Source organism: Paenibacillus oryzisoli (genome assembly GCF_001653565.1).
GTDB lineage: Bacteria > Bacillota > Bacilli > Paenibacillales > NBRC-103111 > Paenibacillus_E > Paenibacillus_E oryzisoli.
In genome coordinates this window covers 131,397-147,528 of sequence record NZ_LYPB01000094.1, presented here as the reverse complement: position 1 = coordinate 147,528, position 16,132 = coordinate 131,397, and the positions used below count along the sequence as shown (strand labels likewise).

Here is a 16,132-nt window from a genome sequence, read left to right as displayed (position 1 = left end):
CGAACACGACCGTTAAGCCTTCCAGCGTCGATGGTACTTGAACCGCAGGGTTCTGGGAGAGTAGAACGTTGCCAAGCAAATGTAACTGAAAGAGCCTTACTTGGATTATTCCAAGTGAGGTTTTTTTTATTTCATACGTGGATTCCAAACTTAGGCTGTCGCTAATCTAGCGCATTTAACCATTAACTGCATTTACTACATTTAATTTTAATGTTTAACGCTAATAAATTGCTTTAGATGGAAAAACTACATCTAATATCATTGATACTCGACATTTTTGCTTATTTATCCGAAATTAGCTACATATAATCCATCTAGTTTGATGAGAGTGGTGAAAGTAGAGACATTAACTGTATAAAATCCATTTAGTTGGCTAGCTTCCGGTTTGGTGAGTGAGTGGTGCGGAGGTCTGGGGAATAGCATTTTGATGAACGAGCGAAGTAGAGGCGGGGGCAAGGGGATGGAATGAAGCACCTAGCCAAGTCCAAGTTCCAAGATTCCAATGAAATTTTGTTATTTTCACAAAATATAACGAGAATCCCTAATAAATGCTTCATTTTATAATACAATAAGGTTTAGTTTATTACTTAGGTGAAGCAACGATGGAATGGGAGTGATACATAGTGGAGAACGCCTATGTTCAAATAGGTACGGCGATGTTTCGAACGGGGATTTTGGGATATGGCGGCGGGCCGTCGATTGTGCCATTAATTCGGTATGAAGCGGTCACGCGTTTTAAGTGGATGAAGGATGAGGAGTTTATGGAGGTGCTTGCTATTGCGAATGCGCTGCCGGGGCCGATTGCGACGAAGCTGGCGGGTTATCTAGGCTATAGGCTAAAAGGTGGATGGGGTGCGCTCCTTGGCGTTTTGGCGCATATCCTTCCTACTTGCGTGGCAATGGTGGGGTTGTATTCATTTATTACATTCTTCAGCACGTCGCATGTAATCAAGGGAATGATTGCTGCGGTGGTTCCGATTGTCGCGGTCATGTTAGGCGTGATGGCATATGAGTTTGGCGAGAAAGCGATCAAAGGGTTGGGGTGGCCAGCGGGGGTTACTTTTTTCATCATAGCTTTCCTGCTGCTACAACCTTTATCGGTGCATCCCGCTATCGTGATATTCATGTTCCTCCTATATGGAGCCTTCCATCATAGGCTCAGGGATAAGTGGGCGAAGAGCAAGAAGACGCTTGGCAAAGGTGATGGCGTATGATGGATTGGTGGCATTTGCTCGTTAGTTTCTTTCTTGCCAATGTGTTTGGCTATGGCGGTGGTCCTTCGTCGATCCCGCTGATGTTCCAAGAGATCGTAACGAATCACAATTGGATGAACAGCAGTGAGTTCTCCAATATGTTGGCGCTTGCGAATGCGCTGCCTGGGCCGATTGCGACGAAAATTGGCGCGTATGTTGGATACCAAGTCGGCGGCTGGCCAGGCGTGCTTATTACAGTAGCGGCAACGGTGGTGCCGTCGATTATTGCACTGATTATTTTGTTGAATATGCTGCAGAAATACAAACAATCCCCTGTGATTAAAGGCATGACGCTGCTGGTGCAGCCAGTTATTGCAATCATGATGGTGCTGGTCACCTGGAGCAGCTTGGTGGAGTCTACGAAAGTGATCGGGTATTTGCAGTTTTTTGGGATCGCCGCGGCAGCTTTTTATTTGATCCAAATTCGTAAAATACATCCGGCTTTTGTAATTCTTGCAGGGTTCGTATATGGTGGGATTTTTCTGTCCATGTAATTATATCTAACATAAATTTGGCGCCAAGCACAAAGCTTGCGCCTCTTTTCGTTAGGTGACCAAACTTAGTGTCATGTTTATTGACGCTCAAGATGGGCGGACCTTATAGTGATGTGAGAGGGATAAAGGAATAGTTCGACCATATCGTTGTCAACAAACAGCAAATCCCTAGTAGGGATTTGCTGTTTGTTGTATGAGAGAACGGTGGGGATTGCTGTTTGTTGTATCGGGGTGAGAGTGGTTGGGATTTGCTGTTATGTCGTATCAGGGTGAGGGATATTGTCTAACGGAATAAGGAGGTCGTAAACCTGTGCATAAACAAGAGAAGGATGCTGTAGAGATGGTCCAAATCGTTAAGCAGTTTGGTTCCGTGCTGGCGAATGATAAGGTGGATTTCCGCGCGAGATCGGGAGAGATTCATGCGTTGCTTGGCGAAAATGGTGCAGGCAAAAGCACGATGATGTGCATGTTGTCCGGCGTATATCGGCCGACGAGCGGGGAGATCTATCTACATGGCGAGCAGGTGCGCATTCGCTCACCGAAGGATGCGATGAAGCTGGGGATCGGCATGGTGTTTCAGAACTTTCGCCTCGTGCAGACCCTAACGGCTGCTGAGAATATTGTGCTTGGGGAAGCAGGCTCTTTCTGGCGCGGACCCGGATGGTTGTCGAAGAAGTCGGAGGAAATCGAGGCGATTTCGAAGCACTTTGGGCTGCTGTTTCCCGTAGATCGGCCCATCTGGCAGTTATCTGTCGGCGAGCAGCAGCGAGTGGAAATTGTAAAGACGCTCTATCGGGGAGCGGATTTTATTATTCTAGATGAGCCAACGTCGGTGTTGACGCCGGGAGAGGTTGATCTCCTTTTTGAGACGCTGAATCGGATGAAGAAGGAAGGCAAAACGGTCATTATGACGACGCATAAGCTCAAAGAGGTGATGTTCGCGGCGGATCATATCTCGGTCATGCGCAAGGGTAGGATGATTGCGACGATGGCGAAATCGGAAACGAGCGAGCGTGAGCTTGCGCAGTTGATGGTGGGCGAGATGAGCGTAGCGAGCCGCTCGCAGTTGAAAGCGAAAGTGACTGGCAAGCCGATGCTCACGGTCAAAGGGCTTGATGTCTTTGCGGACCATGGACGCAAGGTGTTGGATGGGCTTCATTTTGAAGTAAATGAAGGGGAGATTGTTGGTGTAGCTGGCGTCTCTGGGAACGGGCAGAAGGAGCTGGCAGAAGTGCTGACGGGGCTGCGCGTTTGGAAGCAAGGGGAAGTCCATTTTGACGGCAAGATGATGCGAGGTGGTTCGGTTCGGGGAGCGATTGAGCTTGGAATCGGGCATGTGCCAGAGAATCGGATGCGGAGCGGCCTTGCTGGGAGTCTAGGCTCGGTGGATAATCTGTTGTTCAAAACATATCGTTCGCCAGAACGGTCGCGGTTCGGGTTGTTGCGAACGGGAAGTAACCGAAGTTGGTCTCAGCGGTTGGTCGAGATGTTCGATGTGAAAACGTCGGGGATTGATTCGCCTGTTCAATTCATGTCGGGTGGGAATCAGCAGAAACTGCTCTTCGCAAGGGAGATTGATCAAGGTCCCAAGCTTATGATTGCGGTGCATCCGACACAGGGACTCGATGTAGGTGCGTCGGAGGGTGTGTATCAACTGCTGGAGGATTTGCGAAGTAAGGGGCGCTCCGTGCTGCTCATTTCGGAGGATCTAGATGAGGTGCTGCAGTTAGCTGACCGTATTCTGGTCATGTACGATGGGCGCATTGTCGGGAATATCCCGAGGGAAGCGGCGAGCCGCGAGCACGTTGGTATACTGATGACGGCGGGATTGGAGGAGGATGCAGGATGAGTGAACAACGAACAGCGGGCAGCATTCCCATTGAAAATAAAGGGAATAAGCGCGGAGCCGGCTTCCGCTTGCCGTATCGTTTGGAAATCGATCCCGCAGGGGCGAATAGCCCTTGGTGGCTAACGATTATCGCCATTGTGATGGCGTTGATGGCTTGTGGGATTTTTATCGCATTGAATGGCATGAATCCCTTCATGGTTTACGGCAAGATGGTGCAAGGAGCCTTCGGCTCCACCTTTGGTTTAACGGAAACGTTCGTAAAGGTGATTCCTTTGCTGCTTTGCGGGCTGGGCGTGTCGATTGCTTACCGCATATCGGTGTGGAACATCGGGGCTGAAGGCCAGTTTGTGGCAGGGGCGATGGCGGCGACGGCGATTACGGTATATTTTCCGCATCTGCCGATGTACCTGTCGATTCCAGCTATGATGGTCGCGGGCATGGTGGCCGGCGGTTTCTGGGGATTGCTGACGGCGATACCGCGGAACTATTTTCAGGTAAATGAACTCATTACCTCGTTGATGCTAAACTATGTAGCGTTGCTGGCGCTGAATTATGTGGTATTCGGGCCGTGGAAAGATCCAAAAGGCTTTAACTTTCCAGGATCGCCGATGTTTACTGTTGCACAATCTTTGCCTACCTTTGGGGGAACGCGGCTGCACGTAGGTTTGATTTTTGCCATCATTGCTGTGCTGATTTATGCTTTCGTCGTCCGTTATACGCGGTGGGGGTATGAGCTGAGGTTGATTGGTGCCAATAGTGAAGCGGCTAGAAATGCTGGCATTCGTATCTCCAAGCATGTCCTGTTGGTAATGGTGATTAGCGGCGGATTGGCGGGGCTTGCTGGTATGGGAGAAGTGTCTGGTGTAGCGCACCGTCTTATGTACGGGATTTCTCCGGGGTATGGGTACACGGCTATTATTGTGGCTTGGCTGGCGAAGTTGAATCCGATTGGGCTTGTGGTTGCTTCGGTGCTTTTCGGTGGGCTCATTGTTGGAGGGTATAGTGTGCAAACAATCGGGCTTCCGTCTTCCATTTCCTCGATGATTCAAGGAGCGATTCTGTTCTTCCTCATTGCTGGGGGAATGGCGGGGAAATTTCGTATTCGTAGGAACAGCTGAGGGAGCAGATGGCGCGAAAATGTTGGGCAATTCAGGGAGGCAGGGAGTCGTTATTTTATTTAACGTTGTTAATGAACGGATAATTAAGGGGGTGTAAGAGATTGGATATGATCACGCAAATCATTGCTTCAGCAATCTCTTCGGGCACACCGTTGCTCCTGGCCGTATTGGGTGGCATTTTGATCGAAAGATCTGGCATCATGCAGCTTGGCGCTGAAGGCTTGATGTTAATGGGTGCGGTAACTGCATGCCTCGTTTTCATACATTCAGGAAGTTTAGTACTGGCTATTCTATGCGTGCTAGCGGTGAGTGGGGTACTCGGTTTGCTTCATGGATTTCTATGCGTTACGTTACATGCAAATCAGGTTGTTTGCGGGTTGGCCATGACAATATTCGGTGCGGGGCTTAGTGCGTATTTAGGAAAGCCTGTGAGTGGTCAACCACTTGTGGGTGCAGTGCCGAAGCTTGATATGCCGTGGCTAGAGCATGTGCCGGTGATTGGTGGGGTTTTTGCCCATATGGATTTGTTTACATGGTTAAGTTTCGTGCTCGTGCTGACTATGCACTTGTTCATCCATCGTACTTCATGGGGGCTTCATCTGCGCGCAGTTGGGGATAATCCGGCTACGGCGGACGTCATGGGTATTCCTGTGATTGCGATTCGCTATGGCTGTATTGTCGTGGGTTCGATGCTGATCGGGATGGGTGGAGCAGATTTGCTGCTTGTCTATACACCAACATGGAACGAGGGAATGACCTCCGGACGGGGTTGGATTGCGGTGGCGCTTATTATTTTTGCAAGGTGGAATCCTATTCGTGCGCTCGTGTGCGCGTATTTTTTCGGGGTTTTGGATAGTCTGGGATTCCGTGTGCAGCTCATCGGCAGCCATATTCCTTCTTATTTTCTGAAAATGATTCCGTACGTCGTCACCATTCTAGTGCTAATGTTCCTTGGTTGGCGGAATAAGAATAGACCTTCTGGTGCGCCTGAGGCGCTAGGTGTGCCTTATATAAGGGAACAGAGATTTTAGTTGTAGGAGCGGCAGCCGCTGGGTGCAGCCGGTAATGGGAGATAAAGAAAACCACTGGGAGTTTTGTTATTCTGGTGGTTTTTTTGCGCTGAGTGTGTGTGTGTGGGGGGCGGAGCTGGCTCTAAACTCGTCAGGTCTCAAGAAATGACTCGGGTTTCTGATTTAACTGGATTTTCTACAGTTATTTGAGTGCAAATTGAGGGAAAAGGTGGATTTAGATGTATTTTCTGTAGTTAATTATCAAGGATTAGCTTGATTCTTCAATATTTCTTAAAATTACCTACATATATTACAATTATTCTTAAAAAACGAGCAAATTCGAAGAAAATAACTGTAGTTTATACAGCTAAAGTTTTTGAGTGAAGAATGATGCGTGTTTGATAGCGGCCAGAATTGGTGGGTGGAGAGTGGGAGCCGGAGATGTGATATGAGTGAAAGGAAATGAGGAGGTCGATGTAGCGTTGAATTGGTGGGTGGAGAGTGGGAGTGGGAGATGTGATGGAGAGGTAATGTGAGTTCGGTGATTGGAGATTGTATACAGATACAGATGTGCGGATCAGAAATAGCGCAATAGTAGGGCCGAAACGTCGATGTTGGCCAACTATTTTAGCAAAAATACAAAAAAAGTTAACGATGTTATGAAAGATTACAAACTTCTTTCATATAAATTGACCCATAGGGATAGCGCCATTACAATGAAACAAATCTTGGAAAAGAAGGCAGAGGATTTAAGGTGGAAGTCGAGGTGTCGGGGCTATGAAGATCACACGGAAGCAAGTTAATGACATGAGTCAAGAAGCGTTCATTGCAGCGTTTGGTTCCCTGTTTGAACACTCGCCATGGGTGGCAGAACGAGCATCGCGATTTCGGCCGTTCGCCGACATTACGGATATGATTAGTGCTCTTGAACGAGAGGTAGAGCGAGCAACTCGTGACGAGCAACTGGCGCTGCTTCGGGCACATCCCGATCTGGGTACACGCGTGGGAATGACCGACCACTCGGTCAAGGAGCAGTCAAGTGCCGGTCTTAACCAATTAACTCCTGAAGAATACGAACAGTTTCTTTCTTTAAATACACAGTACACGGGCCGATTCCAGTTTCCTTTTATCATGGCGGTGAAGGGCCAGACCAAGGAAACCATACGTGAGGCGTTACATTATCGTATACATGGAACTCCTGAAGTGGAGTTGCTTACGGCATTGCAGGAGGTTTGTAAGATTGGGCGGTTCAGACTAACAGATATCGTGATGGAAGAAATGGAGGAGAAAGCGATGGAACAAGCAAAGGGCACAGAGAGAACCATGTACTACGGAAAAGGTGATGTTTGGGTCTATCGTTCATATGCCAAGCCGCTTACGAATATCACATTAATTCCGGAATCGGGTTTCACAGGGCGAGATAATGTGTTGTTCGGCATGAACATCAAAGTAGCTGTGAGCGGAGAGAAGCTGTTCACCTCATTTAGCGAGGGAGATAACACCAATGTTGTAGCTACGGATTCAATGAAGAACTTCATTCTGCGCAAAGCAGGTGAGTATGAAGGGGCTACGGCGGAGGGATTTTTGGCTTTGGCGAGCAGACTTTTCTTAGAGAAGTATCCATGGATGACGGGGATCAAAATGAGCGCAGACCAGGTGGCGTTCGAAACGCTGCCAGTTCCAGGGCCAACAGGCCTGCAAGCAGGGGATCTCGTGTATCGTTATTCACAAAATGAACACCCAACCGCATTCGTGGAGCTCATACGCGTGGCAGATGAGATCGTCCTCGCAGATCACTACGCTGGCATAGCCGATCTAAAACTAATTAAAGTCAAAGGAAGCTCCTTCGCTGGTTTCGTTCGCGATGAGTACACAACACTGCCAGAATCTTCGGATCGCCCTCTGTTTATTTTTCTAGACATCGCATGGACGTATGAAGCAGCGGAAGATGCCTTCGATGCCGATTTAGGGCGCTATGTAGCGGCAGAGCAAATTCGTGATATTGCGCATACCGTATTCCATGAGCAGCATTCGCCATCGATCCAAAATCTCATCTATCGCATCGGTCAACGTGCGTTACTGCGCTTCCCACAGCTTCAAGAAATTCGATTTGAGTCCAACAATCGGACGTGGGAAACCATTCTTGAGGAGGTTTCTGTCGGGGAAGGTAAAGTGTTTACAGAGCCTAGACCGCCGTATGGTTTCCAAGGATTTTCGATGACAAAACGTGATCTGGAGGGCCTATGAGCGTAGGGATCACATCGCATGTTCTAGATGTAAGCAGCGGTCGACCGGCGGTTGGCGTGAGGATCGATTTGTTTCGACTTGAAGGAGGCGTGGCAAAGAAGCTTCGCACTGACGTTACGAATACAGATGGCAGACTGCCAGGGCCGATGCTGAGTGGGGAAGATTTTACAATGGGGACGTATGAGCTTCTCTTTCATGTAGGTGACTACTTCAGAGGGAATGGTGTAGAGCTTCCAGAGCCGGCTTTTCTGGATCAAGTGCCGATTCGTTTTGGGGTGGCGAATAAGGATTCCCACTATCACGTGCCCTTATTAATTGCACCTTGGGGGTATAACACGTATCGCGGGAGTTAGTACATAGAAGTCAGTCGTTGATTGCATCGTTACTTGCATAGACAGAGAGCTTCGAGGGAGGGCTTCGTAGGATGAATCAATTGGATCTTATCATACGCAAAGGGAAGGTAGTCCAGCAAGATGCGTGTCGGCAGCTGGATATCGGGATACGGAACGGCAAAATTGCAGCATTAAGCGAAAACCTCGTTGTATCGGAGGAAACACCTGTTTATGATGCGGAAGGTTTAACGATCCTGCCGGGCATGATTGATGCACATGTTCATTTCAATGAGCCTGCACTTGGTCATTGGGAGGGGTTCGTCACAGGTTCTGCCTCGCTGGCTGCTGGCGGATGCACAACCTATATTGATATGCCGCTCAATGGTGTTCCGCCTACGGTTCGGCTCAGTGCCTTAGAGATGAAATTGAATTCAGCCGAAGGGCAATCCCATGTTGACTATGCCCTGTGGGGCGGTCTCGTTCCTGGTAATGTAGGCGAGCTTGAAGGGCTGGCACAAGCAGGGGTCATTGGTTTCAAAGCTTTCATGTCCTGCCCGGGCGGAGAGGGTGAAGATATCTTCACGGAAGTGGACGATGAGACGTTAGTTAACGGCATGAAGGAAATTGCGCGTTTAGGTCTAGTGCTTGCACTACATGCTGAGAGCGAAGAGATCGTCTCGAAGCTCACTGCGGAGGCTGTTCAAGCGGGTAAACGCAGCGCACTGGATTTCATCGCGACAAGGCCGATTGCCGCTGAAGTGGAGGCTGTCAGCCGAGCATTGGACTATGCGGAGATGACAGGTTGTATGCTGCATTTTGTACATATCTCCTCTGCTGAGGCAGTGCAGGTCATTGCGAAGGCAAAGGCACAGGGCATGGATGTTACGGTGGAAACGTGTCCGCACTATTTGACGCTAACGAATGTGGAGGTTGAACGCCTTGGACCCGTGGCAAAATGCGCTCCGCCCATCCGCTCGGTGGAAGATCAAGCTTCCTTATGGGAAGAGCTGAAGGCCGGTCGATTCGACATCATCGCTTCAGATCACTCTCCTTCACCTAAACACATGAAGCAGGGGGATTTCTTCGCAGCATGGGGGGGCATTTCGGGGGCGCAAAGCACGCTTGAGCTGATGCTAGATGAGGGCCACCTCCGTAGAGAGGTTCCGCTAACGGAACTCGCTCGCATGCTAGCGCTTGAGCCAGCTAAGCGCTTCGGGCTCTATCCCCGCAAGGGGGAAATCGCCATAGGGGCTGACGCGGATCTAGCTTTGGTGGACTTGGCAGCGGGCTATACGCTGCAAGAAAGCGATCTGCTCTATCGTCATAAGCAAAGTCCCTATGTGGGGAAAGCGTTCGGCTGCAGCGTGAAATCAACTTTCCTACGAGGCGTGAACGTGTACGAAAGAGGCGTGGGCGTTGGAGCAGCATTAGAGGGAGCTTGGCTGCGTCATAGTGCATCGATCGGAGGCGGGCTAGATGGCTAAAATGAAAGGGCACCCCCAGGAAGAGATGCTAGCCCAATACGGGGAGCGCATGCTGCTTGCTTTGGAGTGGCTGGCGACCTTCGGCGCCGATCCGGAAGGCGGCGTAACCCGGCTCTTGTATGCGGAGCCTTGGCTCAAGGCGCAATTAGCATTGATAGACCATATGCAAAGCATGGGGATCAAGGCAGATTTTGATGAAATCGGCAATGTGTACGGCAAATTGCTTGGATCAGACCCATCGCTTAAGCCGATACTGACAGGTTCACATATTGATACGGTCAAAAACGGCGGGAAATACGATGGGGCCTACGGCGTCATCGCTTCAATGATGGCGCTCGGCTATTTGAAGGCCGTGTACGGGACGCCGAAACGGACCTTGGAGATGGTCTCCTTTTGCGAGGAGGAGGGAAGTCGGTTTCCGTTGGCTTATTGGGGCTCCGGTCATGTGACAGGGGTACTTTCATTAGCTGAAGGTGCAGGCCTTGCTGATCCAGAGGGTGTGACGTTGCTCGAAGCGATGGCGAGGGCGGGCTTTGAAATTGATCAGGGTGAGTCCCAACCAGCGAAACGCAATGGGATTGGCGGATATATTGAAATTCATATCGAACAGGGAGCAGTCCTTGAGTTTAAAGAGAAGCAGATTGGTGTCGTCACAGCGATTGTTGGCCAAATTCGAATGACGATTGTCGTTACGGGTATACCCAATCATGCGGGAACGACCCCAATGACCATGCGCAAAGATGCGCTGGCTGCCGCTGCCGAGATGGTTGCAATGACAGAGAAGATGGCCTTTGCGGAGGGCGAACCTTTGGTAGCTACCGTAGGGCGCTTAGAAGTAAAACGTGGAACATCGAATGTAGTGCCTGGTGAAGTCGAGTTTACGTTGGATATTAGACATACGGACGAGCGGAAGATGGAGGCTTTTCGTACAGAGCTGATATCGCGGTTTGTGGAAATAGCGGCGAGAAGAGAGCTTTATATAGATACTGTGGAACATCTAAATGCGTTACCGGTAGCCATGGATAGTGGGATTTCGGCGGAAATTGAGGCTGCCTGCGACTTCTATGGCTACGAGCATATCCGCATGCCGAGTGGAGCGGGACACGATGCTCAGTTATTCGGACCGATCTGTCCGTCGGCTATGATTTTCGTGCCGAGTCGGGCAGGCATCAGTCATAATCCCAACGAGTTCACGAAGCCGGAGGATCTCATTGTCGGCTTCCAGACACTCGTTCATGTGTTATATCAATACGGCTACGGGGGCAAAGCAGATGAAAACCTATAAAGATTTATCACCATCCCTTCGCACGATTATGACTCCGGGACCGGTCGAGGTTGACCCCAGGGTGCTGAGATCGATGTCCTATCCCATTCTAGGGCAGTTCGATCCGGAGTTTACCGAGCTTATGAATGAAACGATGGAGATGCTTCGAGATGTATTTCAAACGAATAATCAATGGGCGTTCCCAATCGATGGGACTTCCCGTTCAGGTATAGAGGCTGTGCTGGTTAGCATTATTGAGCCAGGCGATAAAGTGCTCGTTCCGATCTACGGACGATTTGGACATTTACTGGTAGAAATTTCTGAGCGTTGCGGGGCTGAAGTGGCGATTATTGAGCAAGAATGGGGAACTGTGTTCGACCCTATTGACATTGTTACCGCTATTGAGCGGGAGAAGCCAACCATCGTTGCGATGGTACATGGTGAGACGTCGACAGGCTGTATCCAAAAGCTCGATGGGATTGGGGCAGCTTGCCGAGAAGTGGATGCCCTGCTTGTTGTAGATGCTGTTGCCACGATTGGCGGTGTACCCGTGAAAACCGACGAATGGGGGCTAGATGCGGTCATTGGCGGCACGCAAAAATGTTTATCTGTTCCATCAGGCATGTCCCCAATTACGTACAATGATCGCGTGGAAGCGAGGGTGCAGCGCCGTAAAACGATTGAGCGCGGACTGCGGGAGAAAGGCTCCCCTGTTGCGATTGGTAAAACTGTGGCGAGTAATTATTTCGATCTCGGCATGCTGCAGGATTACTGGAGTCCAAAGCGGTTGAATCACCATACAGAGGCTACGACGATGTTGTATGCGCTGCGTGAAGGATTACGCCTTGTACTGCAGGAGGGACTGGAGGAACGATTCCTGCGACATAAGCGTCATGAATCGGCTCTGGTTGCTGGTTTGCAGGCAATGGGATTAACGCTATTTGGTGATCCACTATGTAAGCTGCCCGTAGTAACTTGTATTCGCATTCCCAGCGGGGTTGACGGGGAAGCTGTTCGATCGATGCTGCTGAACAGCTTCGGCATTGAAATTGCTTCTTCCTTTGGTCCATTGAAGGGACAGATTTGGCGCATCGGCACGATGGGTTTTAGCTGTAATCAGAAAAATGTGCTTCATGTCCTCGGAGCTCTGGAAGCAACACTCCATTGGTATGGTGTGGATGTATCTGTAGGGAAGGCGCTGCAAGCTGCACTGGCGGTATATGCTCTTGATGGGGAGGGATAAGCATGCTAAACATCATGCCACGAGGAGAGCAGGCCATGGTTGCTACGCCACATTATTTGGCTAGTTCCGTGGGGAGTAAGATTCTACAGCAGGGAGGTAATGCGTTCGATGCAGCAATTGCGATTAGCGCCACCCTGGGTGTTGTTTACCCGCATATGACGGGGCTCGGGGGAGATGCTTTTTTCCTCATGTATGAGGCGGAGACAGGCGCATATATCGGTTTCAATGGAAGCGGGAGGTCCGCTGCGAAGGCGACGCCTGATTATTATAGAGAGCAAGGGATGAGCGGGATTCCACAGCGCGGCATTATGAGCGCAATAACAGTTCCGGGTATGGTGGATGCTTGGTGGCAGGTGTGGGAAAAGTACGGCAAACTTCCGTGGGCAAAATTATTCGATGCAGCCATTGGCTATGCGGAAAAAGGGTTTCCGATCTCCCGGAACTTACTGTTCTGGATGCGTAAGGATGAGCCATTCATTCGGGCTTCTGTGCAGCTTAGTGCTTTGTATATGCGAGATGGCGAGCTTCTGAAGGAAGGGGATCGGCTGATTCAGCCCGACATGGCACGGACACTTCGACTGGTTCAGAAGGAGGGAAGAGATGCGTTCTACGCGGGCTCGCTCATGCAGACCATTGTGGATAACATGAAGCGGGATGGCGGACTCCTAGAGGAAGAAGATTTCCGCAGCTGCGCGGGCGAATGGGTGGATCTCCTATCGACGACGTATCGTGGATACGACGTTTATCAAATGCCACCGAACTCGCAAGGGTTCACAGCGCTCATGATGATGAATATGTTAGAACATGTTGATATGCGGACTGTGCCTAGATCATCGGCGAACTTCTACCATCTGATGTCGGAAGTAATCAAGAAAGCGTTCAGGGATCGCGATCGCTATTTGACCGATCCTCATTTTAGAGAGATACCGCTTGAAAGATTGTTGTCTAAATCGTATGCGCAGGAACTGTGGGGTGAGATTCAGGCGAATCCACTGAAAGTTAATGACCATTTCTCACCTGCGATTGGTCAGGACACCGCCTATGCGGCTGTTGTAGATGAAGAAGGGAATTCGGTTTCTTTTATCCAGAGTCTCTATTTCGATTTCGGAGCAGTATACGTACCTGGCGATACAGGCATTATTATGCAAAATCGCGGCTCCTTCTTTTCATTAGATGCGGGGTGCGCCAACGTTTTGGAGCCTCGTAAAAGATCGTTCCATACATTGATGCCTGCGATGGTAAGTAGGGCGGGAAAGCCATATATGCTGTTCGGCACACAAGGTGGAGAAGGCCAGCCACAGACGCAGCTTTCGATACTCACGGGGGTATTGGATTACGGGTTATCGATTCAGGAAGCCATTTCGCTGCCACGTTGGGTTTATGGGCGTACTTGGGGGGAAAATGGGGATGCGTTGAAGATGGAACATCGGCTTGAACCTGAGGTATATGTCCAACTCAAGCAATGGGGTCATCGCGTGGAGCCTGTGAAGTCGTGGGACGGCATTATGGGGCAGGCGCAGGGTATTGTCATTGATGAGCAGGGCTTTATGAGTGGGGCAGCAGATCCGCGTGGTGATGGGCTGGCAATTGGTTGGTAGCAAGGGATTGCGTGGGAGTTTACAAGGCGTGAAAGGAAAGAGAAGTGTCTACTTTATAAAAAGAAGGAGCGATGAGCGATGGAGGCTTATGACATTCTGCAAGCTGTGGAAAGTGATACGGGTGCGCGTGTATTAGCGACAGTGATTCATGTGGAAGGCCACGCTTATCGCAAGCAAGGAGCACTCATGCTTTTGATGGCGGACGGAAGTACGTTGGGGAGTATTTCTCCGGGGTGTTTGGAGGGGGATCTCGCTGCCTACGTACCGGGCGTGTGGGAATCGCAAAAACCACAAATGGTTGAATACGACATGAGGCCTGCCGATGACTTTGGTTGGGGAGAGACGATTGGATGCGGAGGTTTAATCCGTATATTGCTTGAGCCACTTGCTGGTGAGCTGCTGGTTAACCTGCTAGTTGTGAAAAATAGATTGGATTGCGGGGAAGTCGTAGAACTTATTCGCACCTATACCGATGGGTATTTGGATATTAGATATGCGCTACGGGGAGAAGGAATGGATGAGCAGGGGCATTCGGCATCTTCGGTGAGGGAGCCGTTTCGCTCTATGACGAGTACACTATTTAGGCCAAAACCTAGAGTCATTGTGTTCGGTGCGAATGGGGATGCGGTCCCGCTTGTACAAATGACAGCAAGCAGCGGCTTCCGTGTAGTGGTTACGGACTGGCGTGAATCGTTCTGCAATGCAGAGAGGTTTCCTGGGGTAGAAACGATGGTTGATCTTCCAGAGGCGTTAGTCGACAAGCTTGCGCTGCATGAGCGAGACTACGTCGTGATCATGAGTCATCAGTTCGAGAAGGACGCTGCCTTCTTCCGAGGCATTATGGCTTATGACTTGCACTATCTGGGCATCATGGGCTCGAAGGAGCGTACGGCAAAAATGCTAGAAGGTTTCGAGCGTCCCGACTGGCTGCATGCGCCAATTGGGTTAAACATCGGCTCGGAAGGCGCGTTTGAGAATGCGATCAGCATTGTGGCGGAGCTGATTGCGATTAAACGGAGCAGAGATGGAGTGAGTGTGTGTTCAACATCTTTCTCTCAGGGACGAGATCTTGGGGGCTTGCGTTCATGGTGAAGCAATGGGGAGGGGGAGCCGATAAACGCGGAGAAGATGGCAGGCTCGGGGGAGAGGGTGGTACCGGAGAGATAGTGAGATCAGGTGAGAAGCTGGTGGAACCAAGGGAAGAGGTGAAGCTTGAGAAGATGGTGAGAACGGAGAAAATGGTGGAATCAGACGAGAAGGCGAGAGCGAAGAGAAGATTAGGGAAGAATATCGTTGGCATCTACTTGGCGGCTGGAAGCAGTCGGCGTATGGGGACTTCGAAGCAATCCCTCCAGATGGAGGAGGGCATCAGCCTCGGGGGGATTGCTCTGGTGAAGGCGCTGAAGTGTGCTGCGTTCGAGCAAGTGGTTGTCATTGTGCGGGAAGGCGATACGCTGGCATGGCTGCCGGAAGAAGCTCGTCAAGAACGCGAGAGTGGAAGATGTCGAGTCGTGGAGTGTGCTGAGGCTAGTCTGGGCATGGCCTATTCGCTACGCATGGGTATTCAGGTGGCAGAGGAACTGGCGGCAGATGGCGCATTAGTGATGCTTGCTGATCAGCCATTCATCGAGACAGCCATGTTGGATCGGCTGATTGATGCTTACGAGACAGGAGCGGAGTACCATTATGTGGCTAGTGGTGATAAAGGTGTCCCGAAGCCACCAGTCATGCTAGGGAGCGGGATGTGGTCAGCTATCGCTTCGTTGAAGGGTGATGTTGGCGCGCGTGCACTATTTCATATGCCTGCTTATCGCGGGGGGGTCGTCGAGGCGGAAGAGTTGACATTTATGGATATTGATACGGTTCCACGATATGAAGAAGCGAAGGCGATCTATAAACACATAAATACGTTAAGTTAAATGACATAAAATTAGTGAGAGAGTGCATTGATACGAATGATGCGCTATTTTTTTATATAAAAAAACAAATTGATGTTATGTTAGTTGACGTTAATTTTGAATATTGTTTATAGTAGATTTAATTTATTAGAAGTAAGTCTTTGAAACGGAACGACGTTCCGCACCTTTATAGAAATGGTAAATTTCGCCCATCTAGCGGAACTTGGTTCCGTTAGATGATACGAAACGAACATGCTAACCACGCAGCAAGCTGGCTTCTCGCGGCACACTCAGAACGCATAACGAGCATGTGGTCATTCAGAATCTCTGAGGAGGGTTGGA

At 50.0% G+C, this 16,132-nt stretch carries 13 protein-coding genes and 1 rRNA gene; all 14 read left to right on the top strand.

Annotation, left to right across the window (positions count from 1 at the left end; translation table 11 throughout):
* A 5S ribosomal RNA gene (gene rrf, locus A8708_RS37215) occupies positions 1–77 on the top strand; the annotation flags it as partial.
* A gap of 546 nt (positions 78–623) precedes the next feature.
* A complete protein-coding gene (locus A8708_RS33975) occupies positions 624–1,214 on the top strand; it encodes a chromate transporter (RefSeq protein WP_068671394.1) in 591 nt (196 codons plus the stop codon).
* Positions 1,211–1,747, top strand: coding sequence for a chromate transporter (locus A8708_RS33970; protein ID WP_068671392.1), 537 nt, complete (start codon positions 1,211–1,213; stop codon positions 1,745–1,747). Before A8708_RS33975 ends, A8708_RS33970 begins: the two co-directional genes overlap by 4 nt.
* A 340-nt stretch (positions 1,748–2,087) precedes the next feature.
* Entirely contained in the window at positions 2,088–3,596 is a 1,509-nt protein-coding gene (locus A8708_RS33965) for an ABC transporter ATP-binding protein (protein WP_068671420.1), read from the top strand.
* A complete protein-coding gene (locus tag A8708_RS33960) occupies positions 3,593–4,714 on the top strand; it encodes an ABC transporter permease (RefSeq protein ID WP_068671390.1) in 1,122 nt (373 codons plus the stop codon). Before A8708_RS33965 ends, A8708_RS33960 begins: the two co-directional genes overlap by 4 nt.
* A gap of 101 nt (positions 4,715–4,815) precedes the next feature.
* Positions 4,816–5,745, top strand: coding sequence for an ABC transporter permease (locus tag A8708_RS33955; protein ID WP_068671388.1), 930 nt, complete (start codon positions 4,816–4,818; stop codon positions 5,743–5,745).
* A 756-nt stretch (positions 5,746–6,501) separates the two neighbouring features.
* Positions 6,502–7,971: a factor-independent urate hydroxylase gene (gene pucL / locus A8708_RS33950; protein ID WP_082927987.1), complete on the top strand. Its 1,470-nt coding sequence runs from the start codon at positions 6,502–6,504 to the stop codon at positions 7,969–7,971.
* Positions 7,968–8,324, top strand: coding sequence for a hydroxyisourate hydrolase (gene uraH / locus A8708_RS33945; protein WP_068671386.1), 357 nt, complete (start codon positions 7,968–7,970; stop codon positions 8,322–8,324). The genes pucL and uraH overlap by 4 nt, the downstream gene beginning before the upstream one ends.
* Before the next feature lie 71 nt (positions 8,325–8,395).
* On the top strand, positions 8,396–9,787 hold the full coding sequence (allB, locus tag A8708_RS33940; protein WP_068671384.1) for an allantoinase AllB: 1,392 nt from the start codon (positions 8,396–8,398) through the stop codon (positions 9,785–9,787).
* Positions 9,780–11,072, top strand: coding sequence for a Zn-dependent hydrolase (locus tag A8708_RS33935; RefSeq protein ID WP_239696931.1), 1,293 nt, complete (start codon positions 9,780–9,782; stop codon positions 11,070–11,072). The genes allB and A8708_RS33935 overlap by 8 nt, the downstream gene beginning before the upstream one ends.
* Complete coding sequence (locus tag A8708_RS33930) at positions 11,059–12,294, top strand: pyridoxal-phosphate-dependent aminotransferase family protein (RefSeq protein ID WP_068671383.1); 1,236 nt, start codon at positions 11,059–11,061, stop codon at positions 12,292–12,294. The genes A8708_RS33935 and A8708_RS33930 overlap by 14 nt, the downstream gene beginning before the upstream one ends.
* 2 nt (positions 12,295–12,296) lie before the next feature.
* Positions 12,297–13,892, top strand: a complete 1,596-nt coding sequence (gene ggt, locus A8708_RS33925) for a gamma-glutamyltransferase (RefSeq protein WP_068671381.1) — start codon at positions 12,297–12,299, stop codon at positions 13,890–13,892.
* Positions 13,893–13,970: 78 nt separating this feature from the next.
* Positions 13,971–14,984, top strand: a complete 1,014-nt coding sequence (locus tag A8708_RS33920) for an XdhC family protein (RefSeq protein ID WP_068671379.1) — start codon at positions 13,971–13,973, stop codon at positions 14,982–14,984.
* On the top strand, positions 14,978–15,811 hold the full coding sequence (locus A8708_RS33915; protein ID WP_082927986.1) for a nucleotidyltransferase family protein: 834 nt from the start codon (positions 14,978–14,980) through the stop codon (positions 15,809–15,811). Before A8708_RS33920 ends, A8708_RS33915 begins: the two co-directional genes overlap by 7 nt.
* Positions 15,812–16,132: the final 321 nt, after the last annotated feature.